The sequence below is a fragment of the Plantibacter sp. lyk4-40-MEA-4 genome (assembly GCF_030209415.1).
Classification (GTDB): domain Bacteria; phylum Actinomycetota; class Actinomycetes; order Actinomycetales; family Microbacteriaceae; genus Plantibacter; species Plantibacter flavus_A.
Map to the genome: position 1 here is coordinate 570394 of NZ_JARVSA010000005.1, position 15900 is coordinate 586293.

General features: G+C 69.4%; 17 protein-coding genes. 8 read left to right on the forward strand and 9 right to left on the reverse strand.

All coding sequences use genetic code 11. From position 1 onward, the window contains the following. Nucleotides 1-6 precede the first annotated feature (6 nt). On the reverse strand, nt 7-510 hold the full coding sequence (locus QRN44_RS12610) for a YflT domain-containing protein (RefSeq protein ID WP_121290020.1): 504 nt from the start codon (nt 508-510) through the stop codon (nt 7-9). Between the two features lie 68 nt (nt 511-578). On the opposite strand from QRN44_RS12610, the gene QRN44_RS12615 reads away from it, so the two are divergent. From QRN44_RS12615 to QRN44_RS12625, 3 genes are read left to right on the forward strand one after another with little or no spacing between them, the layout of a single operon-like run. Beyond that, on the forward strand, nt 579-1892 hold the full coding sequence (locus QRN44_RS12615) for a magnesium transporter MgtE N-terminal domain-containing protein (protein WP_121290018.1): 1314 nt from the start codon (nt 579-581) through the stop codon (nt 1890-1892). Then, a complete protein-coding gene (locus tag QRN44_RS12620; RefSeq protein WP_121290016.1) occupies nt 1870-2412 on the forward strand; it encodes a DUF1003 domain-containing protein in 543 nt (180 codons plus the stop codon). The genes QRN44_RS12615 and QRN44_RS12620 overlap by 23 nt, the downstream gene beginning before the upstream one ends. Then, on the forward strand, nt 2405-3580 hold the full coding sequence (locus QRN44_RS12625; RefSeq protein WP_175116114.1) for an Mrp/NBP35 family ATP-binding protein: 1176 nt from the start codon (nt 2405-2407) through the stop codon (nt 3578-3580). Before QRN44_RS12620 ends, QRN44_RS12625 begins: the two co-directional genes overlap by 8 nt. A gap of 35 nt (nt 3581-3615) precedes the next feature. Here QRN44_RS12625 and QRN44_RS12630 read toward each other — a convergent pair whose 3' ends face one another. Next, nucleotides 3616-4050: a twin-arginine translocase TatA/TatE family subunit gene (locus tag QRN44_RS12630; RefSeq protein WP_064296168.1), complete on the reverse strand. Its 435-nt coding sequence runs from the start codon at nt 4048-4050 to the stop codon at nt 3616-3618. A gap of 71 nt (nt 4051-4121) precedes the next feature. On the opposite strand from QRN44_RS12630, the gene QRN44_RS12635 reads away from it, so the two are divergent. Next, nucleotides 4122-4754, forward strand: a complete 633-nt coding sequence (locus QRN44_RS12635; protein ID WP_064296167.1) for an O-methyltransferase — start codon at nt 4122-4124, stop codon at nt 4752-4754. Between the two features lie 92 nt (nt 4755-4846). On the opposite strand, the gene QRN44_RS12640 is transcribed toward QRN44_RS12635, so the two are convergent. The 3 genes from QRN44_RS12640 to dapE all read right to left on the reverse strand — a co-directional run bounded on the left by QRN44_RS12640 (nt 4847) and on the right by dapE (nt 7434). Further along, complete coding sequence (locus QRN44_RS12640; protein WP_079002123.1) at nt 4847-5020, reverse strand: DUF3117 domain-containing protein; 174 nt, start codon at nt 5018-5020, stop codon at nt 4847-4849. 103 nt (nt 5021-5123) lie between these two features. Continuing rightward, nucleotides 5124-6347 (reverse strand): hypothetical protein, encoded by a 1224-nt coding sequence (locus QRN44_RS12645; protein WP_285039287.1) that lies wholly within the window; start codon nt 6345-6347, stop codon nt 5124-5126. After that, nucleotides 6337-7434, reverse strand: coding sequence for a succinyl-diaminopimelate desuccinylase (gene dapE, locus QRN44_RS12650; RefSeq protein ID WP_175116117.1), 1098 nt, complete (start codon nt 7432-7434; stop codon nt 6337-6339). Before dapE ends, QRN44_RS12645 begins: the two co-directional genes overlap by 11 nt. A gap of 51 nt (nt 7435-7485) precedes the next feature. Here dapE and dapD point away from each other — a divergent pair, with 51 nt between their 5' ends. Continuing rightward, complete coding sequence (dapD, locus tag QRN44_RS12655; RefSeq protein WP_175116118.1) at nt 7486-8463, forward strand: 2,3,4,5-tetrahydropyridine-2,6-dicarboxylate N-succinyltransferase; 978 nt, start codon at nt 7486-7488, stop codon at nt 8461-8463. A gap of 82 nt (nt 8464-8545) precedes the next feature. Here dapD and QRN44_RS12660 read toward each other — a convergent pair whose 3' ends face one another. The 4 genes from QRN44_RS12660 to QRN44_RS12675 all read right to left on the reverse strand — a co-directional run bounded on the left by QRN44_RS12660 (nt 8546) and on the right by QRN44_RS12675 (nt 12007). After that, nucleotides 8546-9805, reverse strand: coding sequence for a citrate synthase (locus QRN44_RS12660; RefSeq protein ID WP_064296340.1), 1260 nt, complete (start codon nt 9803-9805; stop codon nt 8546-8548). A 179-nt stretch (nt 9806-9984) separates the two neighbouring features. Continuing rightward, nucleotides 9985-11106 (reverse strand): succinyldiaminopimelate transaminase, encoded by a 1122-nt coding sequence (dapC, locus tag QRN44_RS12665; protein WP_071261033.1) that lies wholly within the window; start codon nt 11104-11106, stop codon nt 9985-9987. 4 nt (nt 11107-11110) lie between these two features. Then, a complete protein-coding gene (fdxA, locus tag QRN44_RS12670; RefSeq protein WP_056007281.1) occupies nt 11111-11434 on the reverse strand; it encodes a ferredoxin in 324 nt (107 codons plus the stop codon). A gap of 39 nt (nt 11435-11473) precedes the next feature. Next, a complete protein-coding gene (locus tag QRN44_RS12675) occupies nt 11474-12007 on the reverse strand; it encodes a hypothetical protein (protein ID WP_082916169.1) in 534 nt (177 codons plus the stop codon). Nucleotides 12008-12210: 203 nt separating this feature from the next. Here QRN44_RS12675 and efeU point away from each other — a divergent pair, with 203 nt between their 5' ends. The 3 genes from efeU (at nt 12211) to efeB (ending at nt 15803) form a co-directional block, all read left to right on the forward strand. Then, nucleotides 12211-13059, forward strand: coding sequence for an iron uptake transporter permease EfeU (gene efeU / locus QRN44_RS12680; protein WP_079002111.1), 849 nt, complete (start codon nt 12211-12213; stop codon nt 13057-13059). 54 nt (nt 13060-13113) lie between these two features. Then, nucleotides 13114-14325 carry an iron uptake system protein EfeO gene (gene efeO, locus QRN44_RS12685; RefSeq protein ID WP_285039289.1) on the forward strand — a complete coding sequence of 404 codons (1212 nt, stop codon included), beginning with the start codon at nt 13114-13116 and terminating at the stop codon, nt 14323-14325. A 113-nt stretch (nt 14326-14438) separates the two neighbouring features. Beyond that, nucleotides 14439-15803, forward strand: a complete 1365-nt coding sequence (efeB, locus tag QRN44_RS12690; RefSeq protein WP_285039290.1) for an iron uptake transporter deferrochelatase/peroxidase subunit — start codon at nt 14439-14441, stop codon at nt 15801-15803. Nucleotides 15804-15900: the final 97 nt, after the last annotated feature.

Below are 15900 nucleotides of genomic sequence, written 5' to 3' on the forward strand. Positions count from 1 at the left end.
GCTGGATCAGCCCGCGTCGGTCTCCGGGCCGCGCTCCAGGAGGTTGCGTGCACGGTTCGCGAGCTCACCGCCGACGATGAGGTCGTAGCGCGTCGCGACGACGAGCGTGGCCGAGGTGTACTCCTGCCGCTTGCGGGTCACCGAGTACGACACGATGCCGAACAGCATGCCGAACGCGGCACCCATGAGCACCGCGGCACCGAGCAGCATGAGGTTCGTCTCGGGGTTGAAGATGACGAGGACGAGCCCGAGGAACAGTCCGAGCCAGGCACCGCTGACCGCACCGGCTCCCGCAGCACGGCCGTAGCTGAGGCGACCGGTGACGCGTTCGACGCTCTTGAGATCGCTGCCGACGATCGAGATCTCCTTGACCGGGAAATCGGTGTGGGCGAGCGAGGAGATCGCGGCCTGCGCGGACTCGTAGCTCTCGTAGCTGGCCACCGTCTCGCCTCGCGGGATGACGCCGAGCGTCGGGGCGCCCTTCCGGCCGAACTGTCGCGGATCACTCATACCTCCATCCTCTCACCCCGCCCGGAGCGGACACTCCAGGCCGACCACCGGCGGGTAGGTTAGTAGTCGTGAGTGCAACCAGAGTGTTCGTCGCCAGGCTCGCCGGGTGCACCGTCTTCGACCCCGCGGGCGATCGTGTCGGCAAGGTCAGGGACGTGCTCGTCGTCTACCGCACCGGCAAACCACCGCGGGTCGTTGGCCTCATCGTCGAGATCCCCGGCAAGCGCCGCGTGTTCGTCTCGATCGGCCGCGTGACGAGCATCGGCGCCGGGCAGATCATCACCACGGGACTCATCAACGTCCGCCGGTTCGAGCAGCGCGGTGGCGAGGTGCGCGTGATCGCCGAACTCTTCGGCCGACGTGTCGTCTTCCGGACCACCGGCGAGGAGGCGACGATCGAGGACGTCGCCATCGAGGAGCAGGGGCCCGGCGAGTGGCAGGTGTCGCAGCTGTTCGTCCGCCGCCCGAAGACCACCGCCTCCCCCTTCGTGAAGGGCCCGACGACCTTCGCCACCTGGAACGAGCTGCGCGAGGAGCAGGAACTCGGCGAGGCGCAGTCCGCCGAGCAGCTCATCGCGACCTATGCCGACCTGAAACCGGCCGACCTCGCGAACACGCTCCTCGACCTCCCGCGCGACCGGATGATCGAGGTCGCTGAGGAGCTGTCCGACGACCGACTCGCGGACGTGCTCGAGGAGATGCCCGAGACCGACCAGGTGCAGATCCTCGGCCAGCTCGACGACGACCGCGCGGCTGACGTCCTCGACCAGATGCAGCCCGACGACGCCGCCGACCTCATCGCCCAGCTCCCCGAGGATCGCGGAGAGCACCTCCTCGAGCTCATGGAACCGGAGGAGGCCGAGGACGTCCGCATGCTGCTCCGGTTCGACCCGGAGACCGCGGGTGGCCTCATGACGACCGAGCCGATCATCCTCTCCGCCGACGCCACCGTCGCGGAAGCCCTCGCGTCGATCCGACGCTCCGAGTTGGCACCGGCGCTGGCGGCCGGAGTCTGCATCACCCTGCCGCCGTACGAGTCCCCGACGGGACGCTTCCTCGGGATGGTGCACTTCCAGCGCATGCTCCGCTACCCGCCGCACGAGCGCCTCGGCACGCTGCTCGATCAGAGCCTCGACCCGGTGGGCGTCCGGACCTCCGCCGCCGAGGTCTCGCGGATCCTCGCCAGCTACAACCTCGTCCAGGTGCCCGTCGTCGACGAACAGCACCGCCTGCTCGGGGTCGTGACGATCGACGACGTGCTCGACTACCTGCTCCCCGACGACTGGCGCAGCATCGACGAGAACGACGAACTCCCGCCGTCGGAACAGCGGCTCGGAACGAACGGAAGGAGGGCAGGTCGTGGCACGAGCTCCCCGCAATGAGATCAGGCTCGACGCTCCGAAGGGACTTCGCAGTTCCGTGCGGTCCATCCGCCGCGCACCGGCCTCGCGCGACCGCTTCGGCCGCTTCACGGAGTGGATCGCCCGGGCGATGGGCACCCCGTGGTTCCTGCTCGGCCTCACGCTCTTCGTCATCCTCTGGATCGGCTGGAACACCTACGGACCGCTCGCCCTCCGGTTCGACTCCGTCGACATCGGTTTCGTCGCACTGACGCTCGTGCTCTCCCTCCAGGCCTCCTACGCGGCGCCGCTCATCCTGCTCGCCCAGAACCGCCAGGACGACCGCGACCGCGTGCAGATCGAGCAGGACCGGCAGCGGTCCGAACGGAACCTCGCCGACACCGAGTACCTCGCCCGTGAGGTCGTCGCGCTGCGCCTGGCCCTGAAGGACATGGCGTCGAAGGACTTCATCCGCGCCGAACTGCGCTCCCTGCTCGAGGAACTCGATCGGGATCGCACCGACCAGCCCGAACACGACGGGCCCGAGCGTCGGCGTGGCTGACGCCGACGCCGCTGACACCGGCCTCGCCGAGCGGATCAGGACTGCTCTCGCCCGGGTCATCGACCCCGAGATCCGCAGACCGATCACCGAACTCGACATGGTCGGCCCGATCACGGTGGACGACGACGGTGCGGCCGATGTCACGATCAAGCTCACGATCGTCGGCTGCCCGGCAGCGGCGAGCATCGAGCGCGACGTGCGTGAGGCCACCGCGGCGACCCCCGGGGTCACGAGCGTCGCGGTCGACGTCCAGGTGATGTCGACGGCGGAGCGTCAAGCGCTCACGGAGCGCCTGCGAGGCGGCCGGAGCGCCCGCGGCATCCCGTTCGGCCCGGACTCACTGACCCGTGTATACGCCGTGACGAGCGGCAAAGGCGGTGTCGGGAAGTCGACGGTGACCGCGAACCTGGCGGTCGCACTCGCCGCCAGTGGTCTGCGGGTCGGCCTGGTCGACGCGGACGTCCACGGGTTCTCCATCCCGGGGCTCCTCGGCCTGGTCGAGGACGGCGTGGCCGTCAAACCGACGCAGGTCGGCGACATGATCCTGCCGCCGGTCGCCCACGGCGTGAAGGTCGTCTCGATCGGCATGTTCATCGACGCACCGACGGACGGCACCACCGCCGTCGCCGTCGCCTGGCGCGGACCGATGCTCCACCGCACCATCCAGCAGTTCCTGACCGACGTGTTCTTCGGCGACCTCGACGTCCTGCTCCTCGACCTCCCGCCCGGCACCGGGGACGTCGCCATCTCCATCGGCCAGCTGCTCCCCCACGCCGAGGTGCTCGTCGTCACGACACCGCAGCCGGCCGCCGCCGAGGTGGCCGAGCGCAGCGGCGTGGTTGCGCGCCAGACCGGGCAGCGCGTCCACGGCGTCATCGAGAACATGGCGGGTCTCCCCCAGCCCGACGGCAGCATCCTGCAGCTGTTCGGCTCAGGGGGTGGCGAGGCGCTCGCAGCGCGGTTGTCGATCGGCCAGGACGCACCGGTACCGCTCCTCGCCTCGGTCCCGCTCAGCGTCCCGCTTCGGGAAGGTGGAGACGCCGGGCTGCCGATCGTGCTCTCGGATCCGACGGATCCCGCGGCCGCCGAGATCCTCCGGCTGGCCGGACAGCTCGCTGCCAGACCGCGTGGCCTCGCCGGTCGCCGTCTCGGCGTCAGCACGAACTGAGCCGTCCGGGTCGGACGCGTGCGACCGAAGCGGACTCAGGTGGCTTCGAGGTCGAACGGGGGCGCGGCGGTCTCGCCGGCTGCGAGTCGGCGCAGGCGCTCGTCGGTCGCCGCCTGGATCGACTTCGGTTTCTCGAGCGACGGAACGGCTGCAGCGGCGGCCGCGGGAGCCGCGTCGAGCGGAGCGGTCGTCGCGACCGTCGGCGTCACCGGGGGCTCGTCGTCGAGGAGCGCCTCGCGGATGATGCGCCTCGGATCGTACTGACGTGGGTCGAGCTTCTTCCAGTCGACCTCGTCGAACTCCGGCCCCATCTCCTCGCGCATCCGGTCCTTGGCACCGGAGGCGAGGTCGCGGAGGGTGCGGACGAGTCGTGCCAGTTGCGAGGCGTAGTACGGCAGCCGTTCCGGACCCAGCAGGAACACGGCGATGACCCCGATGATGAGGAGTTTGTCGAAGGTCAGACCGAACACGAGATCAGACTACCGCGCGAGCCTCAGCTGTCGGAGCAGTTCCAGGCCATACGCTGGGATCCGGAGGCAAGGTGTCAGAACACAATCTCAACTGGAAGTACGCGGGCGACGTGGTCGTCGAGAGCGCGGCGATGCTCACGGCGCGCGCTCACGCGCACGAACTGGGTGTCGAACCGATCTCTCCCGCGATCGGCGCGCAGATCGCGGTGGTGGCCGCGGCCACCCGCGCGGAGTCCATCGTCGAGGTGGGGACCGGCACCGGCGTCTCCGGGCTCTGGCTGCTCCGCGGTGCCACGAGCGCGGTGCTGACGTCCATCGACACCGAGATCGTGCACCAGCAGCAGGCACGCGCGGCGTTCACGGAGGCCGGCATCACCACCAACCGCATCCGCCTCATCACCGGCAGCGCACTCGACGTCCTGCCGCGGATGAACGAGAACTCCTACGACCTCGTCCTCGTCGACGGCGACCCGGGATCGGTGATCGAGTACGTCGAGCACGGACTCCGTCTGGTGCGTCCCGGCGGCACCGTGCTCGTCCCGCATGCGCTCTGGCGAGGCCGCGTGGCCGATCCGGCTCAGCGGGACGAGACCACAGGACTGTTCCGCTCGCTCGTCCAGGAGATCTCCGCGTCCGACGCGGTCGTCAGCGCCCTGTCCCCCGCCGGCGACGGCCTCCTGCAGATCACCAAACCCAACCTCTGAGCGCTCCGCACGACGACGAACCGGCCGCCATCCTGACTCTGCGAGCAGTGATGACGGCCGGTTCTCAGCTCATGCGGCGTCGGTGACGGGGATCAGCCCGCGCTCACCACACCCGCGAGTGCATCATGCAGTTCTTGAGCCTCTGCGTCGTTGACCGACACGACGAGACGCCCTCCCCCTTCAAGAGGCACTCGCACGATGATGAGCCGACCCTCCTTCACGGCCTCCATTGGCCCGTCTCCGGTGCGTGGCTTCATTGCGGCCATGCGAGTCCCCTCTCGTTTTTCGACTGACCCCCATTATCTCGTATCACGGGGGCTCGTGATAATCCTGAGCGCGGCGAGGCGCAGGATGAAGCCGGATCGGCACTCAGGGAATGGTCCAATACGCGTTCGCGAGCCCGTACATGACGAAGATCCAACACCACTGCAGCGCCAGCGAGACGATGACGACGCCACCGCGGTACCAGCGGTTCCGTGGGACGGCGACGGCACCGAGGAGCGGGAAGACCGGGACGAGCAGCCGGAAGACACTCGTCTGTGGGAAGAACACCGCGAAGAGGTAGAGGAGGTAGGACCCCACCCACAACCGGAGGTCGGCACCGAGCCGGCGCACCGGCGGGAGGAACAGGAGCACGACGGAGCCGACGAAGACCGCTGCGACGACGGCGATGCCCGGACCATCCCCGAACCAGAACTGGCCGCCCTGGATCCAGGCGGAGAACGGGACGAGCGGTTGCTCCCCGATGAAGGCGGCCCGCCACGCCAGCTCCGTCTCGAGGTACGCGTCCGGCGTCCCGGTGACGAGGCCGGCGATGACCATCCACGCGAATCCGGCGACGGCGGCGAGTGCCCCGCCCGCGAGGATGAGGACGACCTCCCGGCGCGCCAGCGGGTCGCGGTGTCGCGTGACGATCCGCACGATGAGATGGAGGCCCAGCAGGAGCGAGAAGGCCAGGACTCCGGGGCGGGTGAACGCCATGACCGGGATGACCGCGAGGAGCCAGCCGTACCGGCGCGTCACGAGCAGGAGCAGCGCGAGCGTCAGCAGCAGCAGGAACATCGATTCGGCGTAGGCGACTTGGAACAGGGCGCTGAGCGGGGCGATGCAGAACAGCACGACGGCGAACATCGCCCGTTCATCGCCGAGGCGGATGCGCAGGAGCCGGTGGAACAGCAGGGCCGCCCCCAGGCCACAGCACAGCGAGACGATCACGGCCATGACCGGCCACGGCAGGAAGGTGACGACCGAGAGCGCCTTCACGACCCCCGGATAGACCGGCATGAACGCCCACGCGTTCTCCGCGACCCGGCCGGCGTCGTCGAGCGGCAGCTGGGTCGGGTAGCCGTACGTCGCGATCCACCAGTACCACTGCCCGTCCCAGCCGGCGGCGAGCGTCCCCAGCGAGGGGAACGCGCCGAACCGGGAGTCCGGCGCCTGCAGCAGACTCGCGACCGCGAACATCGCGGTCGTCACCAGGCGGGACAGCACGTACACGATGGTGATCCGCCCCCACCACGGCAGGCGGGCCCAGCGCCGGAGCATGGACGGCCGCTCCTCGACCTCGGTCGAGTGGGCCGTGTCAGCGACCATCGGGCCCGGTCAGCCAGGCCCGGAGCCCGCGCTCGCAGTCCTCGATGTGCGCGAGCGGGACGCGCTCGTCGTCGGCATGGGCGAGGAGCGGGTCACCCGGTCCGTAGTTGACGGCGGGGACGCCGAGTGCAGAGAAGCGTGCGACGTCCGTCCATCCGTACTTCGGAGCCGGTGTGCCGCCGACCGCGGCCAGGAAGTCCTGGGCGATCGGCGCGTCGAGCCCGGGACGAGCGCCCTCCGCGACGTCCGTCTGCACGACCTCGAAGCCGGAGAAGAGTTCCTCGAGGTGGGCGAGCGCCTCGGCACCCGTCCGGCTCGGAGCGAAGCGGTAGTTCACCTCGACGGTGACGAGGTCGGGGATCACGTTCCCGGCGACGCCGCCGGTGATCCCGACCGCGTTGACGCCCTCGCGATAGACGAGCCCGTCGACCTCGACCTCCCGTGGCGTGTACGAGGCGAGTGTCGCGAGGACCGGGGAGATCGCGTGGATCGCGTTGACGCCGACCCAGCTCCTGGCCGCGTGCGAGCGCCGGCCGTGGGCGCTCACGTGGACGCGCAGCGTTCCGTTGCAGCCACCCTCGACGCCGGCGTTGCTCGGCTCGCCGAGGATCGCGAAGTCACCGACGAAGAGGTCGGGACGGTTCCGCGCGAGACGCCCGAGGCCGTTGAGGTCGGATGCGACCTCCTCGTTGTCGTACCACATCCAGGTGATGTCGACGACGGGATCGGTGAGCTCAGCCGCGAGCTTCAGCTGGACCGCGACGCCGCCCTTCATGTCGACCGTCCCCCGACCCCAGAGCACCGCCTCGCCGTCGCGCTCCTCGAACCGGGTCGGGACGTTGCCGTTGATCGGGACGGTGTCGATGTGGCCGGCGATGATGACCCGCTGGGCACGTCCGAGCGAGGTGGAAGCGACGACCGTGTCGCCGTCGCGCACGATCGTCAGGTGCTCGAGCCCCTCGAGCGACGCCTCGATCGCGTCGGCGATGCGGGCCTCGTCCCCCGAGACGGAGGCGATGTCGCACAGCTGCTGGGTGAGTTCAACCGAGGAGACGGACAGGTCGAGTACGGGGACTTCGGCTGGCATGGCACCAGTGTATTGGCCGTCGGCCTGAGTGTTGGCCGGTACCCTGGAGCCATGACCGCTGCGCCTGCCGAGACCCCCGTTCCGACTCACGCCTGGGGCTCCGGCCTCGCGACCATCGCCGCCGACGGCACCGTGCTCGACACCTGGTTCCCCGAGCCCTCGCTCGGACGGATCCCCGAGGGCCGCGACCGCTGGATCGCCCCCGCAGACCTCGAGGCCCTCGCGACCGACGACGAGCGCCGGGCCGTCCGCATCGACATCGTCACCGTCGAGATCGAGCTGCAGGCCGCTCCGCAGAGCACCCCGGACGCCTACCTGCGGCTGCACCTGCTCAGCCACCTGCTCGTCCAGCCGAACACGATCTCGCTCGACGGTGTCTTCGCGCACCTCCCGATCGTCGTCTGGACCAACGCCGGCCCCGTGCACCCCGCGGACTTCGACCGTCTCCGGCCGTCGCTCCTCCGCTCCGGCATCCACGCGACCGGCATCGACAAGTTCCCGAGACTCCTCGACTACGTGACGCCCGACAAGGTCCGGATCGCCGACGCCTCGCGCGTCCGGCTCGGCGCCCACCTGGCACCGGGTACCACCGTCATGCACGAGGGCTTCGTCAACTTCAACGCCGGAACCCTCGGCGCGTCGATGGTCGAAGGACGCATCTCGCAGGGCGTCGTCGTCGGCGACGGCAGCGACATCGGGGGTGGTGCGTCGATCATGGGGACGCTCTCCGGCGGCGGGACGCAGCGGGTGGCGATCGGTCAGCGCGCCCTCCTCGGCGCCAACTCCGGCATCGGCATCTCGATCGGCGACGACTCGGTGGTCGAGGCGGGTCTCTACGTGACCGCGGGCACCAAGGTCGTCCTCGCGGGTGCTGCGGCCACGGCCGAGGGCGCGCCGCGCACGGTCAAGGCGGTCGAGCTGTCGGGTGTCCCGAACCTCCTGTTCCGTCGGAACTCGCTCACCGGGGCCGTCGAGGTGCTCCCCCGCTCGGGCTCGGGCGTCGAGCTGAACGCGGCACTGCACGCCTGACCCGGCGTCCCCGAACACAGAACGGCCCCGCATCCGAGGTGGATGCGGGGCCGCCCTTCGACAGGCTCAGGAACCTACGGGACTAGCGCGTCGGGAAGGGACGCTCGGGCGAACCCGTGTACAGCTGCTGCGGGCGCCCGATCTTGGTCTGCGGGTCGAGGTTCATCTCACGCCAGTGGGCGATCCATCCGGGCAGGCGTCCGATGGCGAAGAGCACCGTGAACATCCGCGTCGGGAAGCCCATCGCCTTGTAGATGACGCCGGTGTAGAAGTCGACGTTCGGGTAGAGCTTGCGCTCCTTGAAGTAGTCGTCCTCGAGGGCGATCTGCTCGAGCTCCTGAGCCAGGTCGAGCAGCGGGTCGTTGATACCGAGCGCCCGGAGCACCTCGCCGGCGCTCTCCTTGACGAGCTTGGCGCGCGGGTCGTAGTTCTTGTAGACGCGGTGCCCGAAGCCCATGAGCTTCACGCCGTCTTCCTTGTTCTTCACGCGGTCGACGAAGCGCTGCACGCCCTCGCCGGACTCCTGGATCCGGCCGAGCATCTGCAGGACGGCCTCGTTCGCGCCACCGTGCAGCGGACCCGACAGGGCGTTGATGCCGGCGGACACCGAGGCGTAGAGGTTCGCTCCGGTGGAGCCCACGAGGCGGACCGTGGAGGTCGAGGCGTTCTGCTCGTGGTCCTCGTGCAGGATGAGCAGGAGGTCGAGCGCCTTCGACAGGACGGGATCGATCTCGTAGGGCTCGGCAAGGTTCCCGAAGTTCAGCTTGAGGAAGTTGTCGACGAAGCTCAGCGAGTTGTCGGGGTAGAGGAACGCCTGCCCGACCGACTTCTTGTGTGCGTAGGCGGCGATCACCGGGAGCTTCGCGAGCATGCGGACCGTCGTGAGCTCGACGTGGTCGGGATCGTGCGGGTTGGCGTCCGACTCGTAGTAGGTCGACATGGCCTGCAGGGCGCTCGACAGGACGGCCATCGGGTGCGCCGTGTGCGGGAGCGCTGAGAAGAACCGCTTGAGGTCCTCGTGGAGGAGCGTGTGGCGCCGGATCTTCTCGTCGAACCCGCCGAGTTCGTCGGCCGTCGGGAGCTCCCCGTGGATGAGCAGCCAGGCGACCTCGAGGAAGGTCGACTGCTTGGCGAGCTGCTCGATCGGGTAGCCGCGGTAGCGCAGGATGCCCTGGTCGCCGTCGATGTACGTGATCGCCGACTTGGTCGCCGCCGTGTTGACGAACCCGTAGTCGAGTGTGGTCAGGCCGGTCTGCCGCGTGAGCGAGGAGATGTCGATACTCGACGCGCCCTGGGCTGACTGGTGGATCGGGAATTCGGCCGTTCCGCCGGGGTAGTTCAGGGTGACCTGATGCGTCTCGGTGGAAGCCTGTTTCTCGACGTCGCCCACGGCGCCTCCTCATATCTTCGTGCGATAGGGACTCGACATCGCCCTCCGATACGACGGCGTGTCACATACAGCCTAATCGGCTTCCGACCCAACTGTTGTTTCCCACAGTGATCCGGCGACTTCCTTGGAGTTCACCCCGAAATCGGGCGGAGGCCCCGAAGTCTGGCCGCGGCGGCCGCGATGCGCTCGTCGGTGGCGGTCAGGGAGAGCCGCACGTGCTGCGGCCCGGCCTCGCCGTAGAACACCCCCGGGCCAGCAAGGACACCGATCGACGCCAAGCGGTCGATACTCACCCAGGCGTCCTGGCCCTCGGTGATCCACAGGTACAGTCCCGCCTCGCTGCGATCGACCCGGAACCCGGCCTCGCGGACGGCCGGGAGCAGCACCTCACGGCGGGCGCGGTACCGGGCCTTCTGCTCCGCGACGTGGGCGTCGTCGCCGAGCGCCGCGACCATGGCGGCCTGCAGCGGGGCCGGCAGCATGAGACCCGCGTGCTTCCGGACGGTGACCAGCCGACGCACCAGGCGCTCGTCGCCCGCGAGGAACGCGGCACGGTAGCCGGCGAGGTTGGACTGCTTGCTCAGGGAGTAGATCGCGAGGACGCCCTCGGTGTCGCCGTCGGTCACGCGTGGATCGAGCACGGACGGGGTCGGCGTGTCGGACCACTCCCCCTCCCAGCCGAGTTCCGCGTAGCATTCATCGCCCACGAGGACGGCGCCCAGTTCGCGGGCTCTGGCTCGGGCTGCCCGCAGCTCGTCGACCGACAGGACACGACCGTCGGGGTTGCCGGGGGAATTCAGCCAGACCAGCCGGGTGCTCTCCGGCCATTCGGCGGGGTCGTCGGACGCGAACGCCTCGGCTCCGGCGATCGCCGCGCCGACCGCGTAGCTCGGGTAGGCGGCCACGGGGTGGACCACGGTGTCGCCGGCGCCCAGGCCGAGGAGGAAGGCGAGCAGCGCGACGAGTTCCTTCGAGCCGATCGTCGGGAGGACGGCGTCGAGGGTGAGCCCCTCGACACCACGACGGCGCGCGAACCAGTCGACGATCGCCTGCCGGAGTTCGGGCGTGCCGACCGTGGTCGGGTACGCGTGCGCGTCCGTGGCCGCGCGGAGCGCATCCCGGATGAGGCCGGGAGTCGGATCGACCGGCGAACCGATCGAGAGGTCGACGATGCCGTCGGGATGCCGACGGGCCTGCTCCGCATACGGGACCATGAGGTCCCAGGGGTAGTCGGGCAGCGGCTGCAGTGCCACGCGACTACTCGTGGGCTTGGGGCGGCAGGGCGGCGATGAGCGGGTGGTCCGAGGGGATCACGCCGACCTTCGCGGCCCCGCCCGGGGAACCGACCTCGTCGAAGAACTCGACATTGGCCTTGTAGTAGTCCGCCCACTCCTCGGGGAGGTCGTCCTCGTAGTAGATGGCCTCCACCGGGCAGACCGGCTCGCACGCGCCGCAGTCGACGCATTCGTCGGGGTGGATGTAGAGCGACCGTTCACCCTCGTAGATGCAGTCGACGGGGCATTCGTCGATGCAGGCGCGGTCCTTGACATCGACGCACGGCAGGGCGATCACGTAGGTCACGGGCGGGTGGCTCCCTTCACGAGCACTGAGTTGTCCAGTCTACGCCTGCGGCGAGACGGGGAGCGGTTCGGGCGTCGGTCCCGCAGGACGGTCGTCGCGCTTGCGGGCGCGCTCCGGGAGCTTCGGCCACGCCACGACGAGGACGGCGATGAGGCCGGGGGCGATGGTCCAGACGAGGCCCGAGACGCTCTGCGGGATGAGGACGGAGCCACCGGTGCTCTCGAGCAGCAGGATCCCGATCATGAGGATGACCCCGAGCGCCGCTGCCGACGCTGCGAGCCGGTCTCCCAGGACGATCCGGAGTCCGACCAGGAGCATGGCCACACCGAGGATGCCGAGCACCAGCCCGACCGGGAGCGCGACACCGAGGACGGAGGGCGCCCAGGCGTGAGCGACCGTGCCGATGGCGCCGTACGCCAGACCGACGAGGAATGCGAGGACGATCCCGATCACCCGCGACGCCGTGGACGGCTCGTGTGGTGCGTCCGGCTGCGGCGGTGTCGGCGGGAACCAGCGGTCGTCGCCGACCGTGCGGCCGTCTGGGAGGCTGGGGTCGGGGGCCGGATCGGTCATCCGCCGATTGTATCTGGACACCCTCGGTGTCAGGCGCTATGGTCGACGTCGGATAAGGTTAGCCTTACCCAACCGCGTTCCGAAGTCGCAGCGCCCCGCCCGGACCACGGTCCCCGCCCGGCGCGCCCTCGGATGCATCCCCACCCCGCAGACGACGGCCTCCCCCGGGCGACCGCCTGCTCGACGCCCGAAAGTCCGGTCACGTGCTCGCGAACTACCTCATCGGCCTCCGAGAAGGCCTCGAAGCCGGCCTCATCGTCGGCATCCTCGTCGCCTACCTGAACAAGCTCGGCCGCCGGGACGTCCTCCCCAGGTTGTGGCTCGGCGTCGCCGTCGCGATCGTCGTCTCGCTCGGCGTCGGTGCCATCCTCACCTGGGGACCGTACGGGCTGAGCTTCCAGGCGCAGGAGATCCTCGGCGGCGGACTGTCCATCCTGGCCGTCGGGCTCGTCACCTGGATGATCTTCTGGATGGGGCGCAACGCCCGAGAGCTCAAGCACGACCTCGAGTCACGACTCGACGCCGCCGTCGCCGGGTCGGCGATCGGGATCATCGTGCTCGGTTTCATCAGCGTCGGCCGCGAGGGGATCGAGACCGCCCTGTTCATCTGGGCGAGCGTCAACTCCGGCGAGAACGCCGTCGTCGGCTCGATCGGCGCGCTCCTCGGCATCCTCACCTCCGTCGTCATCGCCTATCTCATCTACCGCGGATTCGTCCGCATCAACCTCGGGACCTTCTTCACGTGGACCGGCCTCTTCCTCGTCGTCGTGGCCGCCGGCGTCCTCGCCTACGGCGTCGGCGACCTCCAGGAGGCGGGTGTCATCCCCGGCTGGGGGCAGGCCGCGTTCGACCTGAGCGCCGTCGTCCCGCCGACGAGCTGGTACGGCACCGTCCTCGGCGGACTCTTCAACTTCACCCCCGCCCCGACGTGGGCACAGTTCGGTGCGTGGCTGCTGTACCTGATCGTCACGCTCGTCTGCTTCATCCGGGTCTCAGGACTCGGCCGTCGGCGCCCGACCTCGGTCACGAAACCGGTCACGACGAACGCCTGACCGGTCCCCGACCCACCACGAACCAAGCACCAGCACCTTCCGACAGGAGTCTCCATGCAGCACCGCATCATCGCCGGCCTCGCCGGCGCGGGCGTCCTCGCCCTCGCCCTCACGGGATGCGTCCCGAACAAGACGGGAAGCGACGCACTCACCGTCGCCATCACCGACGACTCGTGCTCGGTGTCCGTGGCGAAGGCGACGGCCGGTGCCGTGACCTTCTCGATCACCAACAACGGCACCGACGTCAACGAGTTCGAGATCCTCGCCTCGGACAAGCTGCGCATCGTCGGCGAGAAGGAGAACGTGACGCCGGGCCAGACGGTGTCCTACGTCGCACAGCTGAACCCCGGCACGTACTACACGGCCTGCAAGTTCCAGCTCGTCGGTGCACCGGTCGGCCTCGCCGAGTTCACCGTGACGGGCGAGAACGCCGCCGTCTCGAAGGACGAGCAGGCGCTCACCGACCAGGCCGTGACGAACTACGTCGCCTACATCAAGTCGCAGGTGGCCGAACTCGTGCCGCAGGTGAAGGCCTTCACCGACGCGTACGTCGCCGGCGACGACGAGACCGCCCGTCAGCTCTTCGCGACGACGCGCGTCTCGTACGAACGCATCGAGCCGACGGCCGAGGCCTTCGGCGACCTCGACCCGAAGATCGACTACCGCGAGGTCGACGCCGTGGCTGAAGGACTCGACTGGACCGGCTTCCACCGGATCGAGAAGGACCTCTGGCCACCGGCAGCCGACGCACTGAATTCCGACGGCACGAGCGCGCTGCTGGACTGGACGCCGTCGACGCCGGAGCAGCGTCAGCAGTTCGCCACCGGTCTCGTCGACGACGTGCAGCAGCTGTTCGACCTCGTCTCCGAGAAGGACTTCACCGTGAGCCTCGGCGACATCTCGAACGGCGCCATCGGTCTCCTCGACGAGGTCGCCGTCGGCAAGATCTCCGGCGAGGAGGACTGGTGGTCCCACACCGACCTCTACGACTTCGCGGCCAACGTGCAGGGAGCCGAGGTCGCGTTCGGCAACGTCAAGGACATCGCCGCGAGCAAGGGCGAGGCGGGCACGAAGCTCGTCGGCCAGATCGAGACCGAGTTCACGGCGCTGCAGGACCTGCTCGCGAAGTACGGCAGCCTCGACAACGGTTTCGTGAGCTACGACACCGTCACCGAGGAGCAGCGCAAGGAGCTATCCGACCAGGTGAACGCCCTCTCCGAGCCGCTGTCGCAGCTCACCCACACGGTGCTCGGCGTCGCCGAGTAACACCGACCGGATCCACCGCCGCCTCCGCGGCGCGCCGGGCCGGAACCGCTCAGAGCATTCTGGGGGTTCCGGCCCTGCGGCCTTCCAGCCATCCCTGAATAGCATGAGGTCCGATGACCGAGCACACTCCCCCCACAACCCCTGCACCCGAGGCAGGATCGGCGCCCACCGAACCTGGACCCGGCACCGCGTCCGCACCGCCGAGCGACACCCCACGGCGCGGGCTGTCGCGACGGGCGCTGTTCGGCCTCGCCGGAGCAGGCGCCGCGGGGCTGGCGGCCGGAGCCGGGGCGACCGCTGCCATCACCGCAGCCGTGAGCGCCTCGGCGAGTGCCTCGGGCGTCACGACGGTCTACCCCTTCAGCGGGGCGCACCAGAGCGGGATCACCACGCCGGCGCAGGACCGCCTGCACTTCGCCGCGTACGACGTGTCGGCGGGGACCACCAGGGAGGAGCTCGTCGAGCTGCTCCAGGACTGGAGTGTCGCCGCGGCACGCATGACGCAGGGCCAGGAGGTCGCCGACGGTGGCGCCGTGGACGGCTCCCCGCTCGCTCCCCCGGTCGACACCGGCGAGGCGCTCGGACTGCCCGCCAGCGGGCTCACGATCACCTTCGGGTTCGGACCCACACTCTTCACTGCCGAGGACGGCACGGACCGGTTCGGCATCGCCGACCGGCGCCCTGCCGAGTTGGAGAAGCTCCCCCGCTTCACGGGCGACAACCTGCAGGCGGGCCTCACCGGCGGCGACCTCTGCATCCAGGCCTGCGCCGACGACCCACAGGTCGCCGTGCACGCGATCCGCAATCTGAGCCGCATAGCGTTCGGACGTGCCTCCATCCGCTGGTCGCAGCTCGGCTTCGGTCGCACCTCGTCGACCTCCACCAGCCAGGTCACCCCGCGCAACCTGTTCGGCTTCAAAGACGGCACTGCGAACGTCAAGTCCGAGGAGACGAAGACGGTCGAAGAGCAGGTGTGGGTCCAGGACGGGGACAGCGCCGCCTGGCTGAGCGGTGGTTCCTACCTCGTGGTCCGCAAGATCCGCATGATCATCGAGACCTGGGACCGCGCGCAGCTCCAGGAGCAGGAGCGGGTCATCGGTCGGAGCAAGGGCGAGGGCGCACCGCTGTCGGGCGGCAAGGAGTTCACCGAGCCCGACTTCGAAGCGGTCGGGGCTACGGATCAGCCGCTCATCGACAAGCACTCACACGTGCGCCTGGCGCACCCGACCCAGCTCAAGGGCACGAAGCTCCTGCGACGCGGATACAACTTCGTCGACGGCAACGACGACCTCGGGCGGTTGAACGCCGGACTGTTCTTCATGTCGTACCAGCGATCGCCGAAGCAGTTCATCGACGTGCAGCGCGCGCTGGCCACCGATGCGCTCAACGAGTACATCAAGCACGTCGGGTCGGCGATCTTCGCGGTGCCGCCGGGCGCGAGCCAGGACGGCTGGGTCGGCGAGACGCTCTTCGCGTAGGACCTGCTCGGTCGCTGAGCCTCCCCGGCCCGGTCGCTGAGCCCTCCCTGCCCGGTCACTGAGCCCTCCCTGCCCGGTCACTGAGCCCTCCCTTCCC

Bases quoted from the DNA above. Each gene is read 5' to 3' on its own strand.
- QRN44_RS12675 (WP_082916169.1), bottom strand. From the start codon at position 12,007: ATGACCGATCCGGCCCCCGACCCCAGCCTCCCAGACGGCCGCACGGTC.
- QRN44_RS12610 (WP_121290020.1), bottom strand. From the start codon at position 510: ATGAGTGATCCGCGACAGTTCGGCCGGAAGGGCGCCCCGACGCTCGGC.
- dapD (WP_175116118.1), top strand. From the start codon at position 7,486: ATGACCGCTGCGCCTGCCGAGACCCCCGTTCCGACTCACGCCTGGGGC.
- efeO (WP_285039289.1), top strand. From the start codon at position 13,114: ATGCAGCACCGCATCATCGCCGGCCTCGCCGGCGCGGGCGTCCTCGCC.
- QRN44_RS12640 (WP_079002123.1), bottom strand. From the start codon at position 5,020: ATGGCCGCAATGAAGCCACGCACCGGAGACGGGCCAATGGAGGCCGTG.
- efeB (WP_285039290.1), top strand. From the start codon at position 14,439: ATGACCGAGCACACTCCCCCCACAACCCCTGCACCCGAGGCAGGATCG.
- QRN44_RS12645 (WP_285039287.1), bottom strand. From the start codon at position 6,347: ATGGTCGCTGACACGGCCCACTCGACCGAGGTCGAGGAGCGGCCGTCC.
- dapE (WP_175116117.1), bottom strand. From the start codon at position 7,434: ATGCCAGCCGAAGTCCCCGTACTCGACCTGTCCGTCTCCTCGGTTGAA.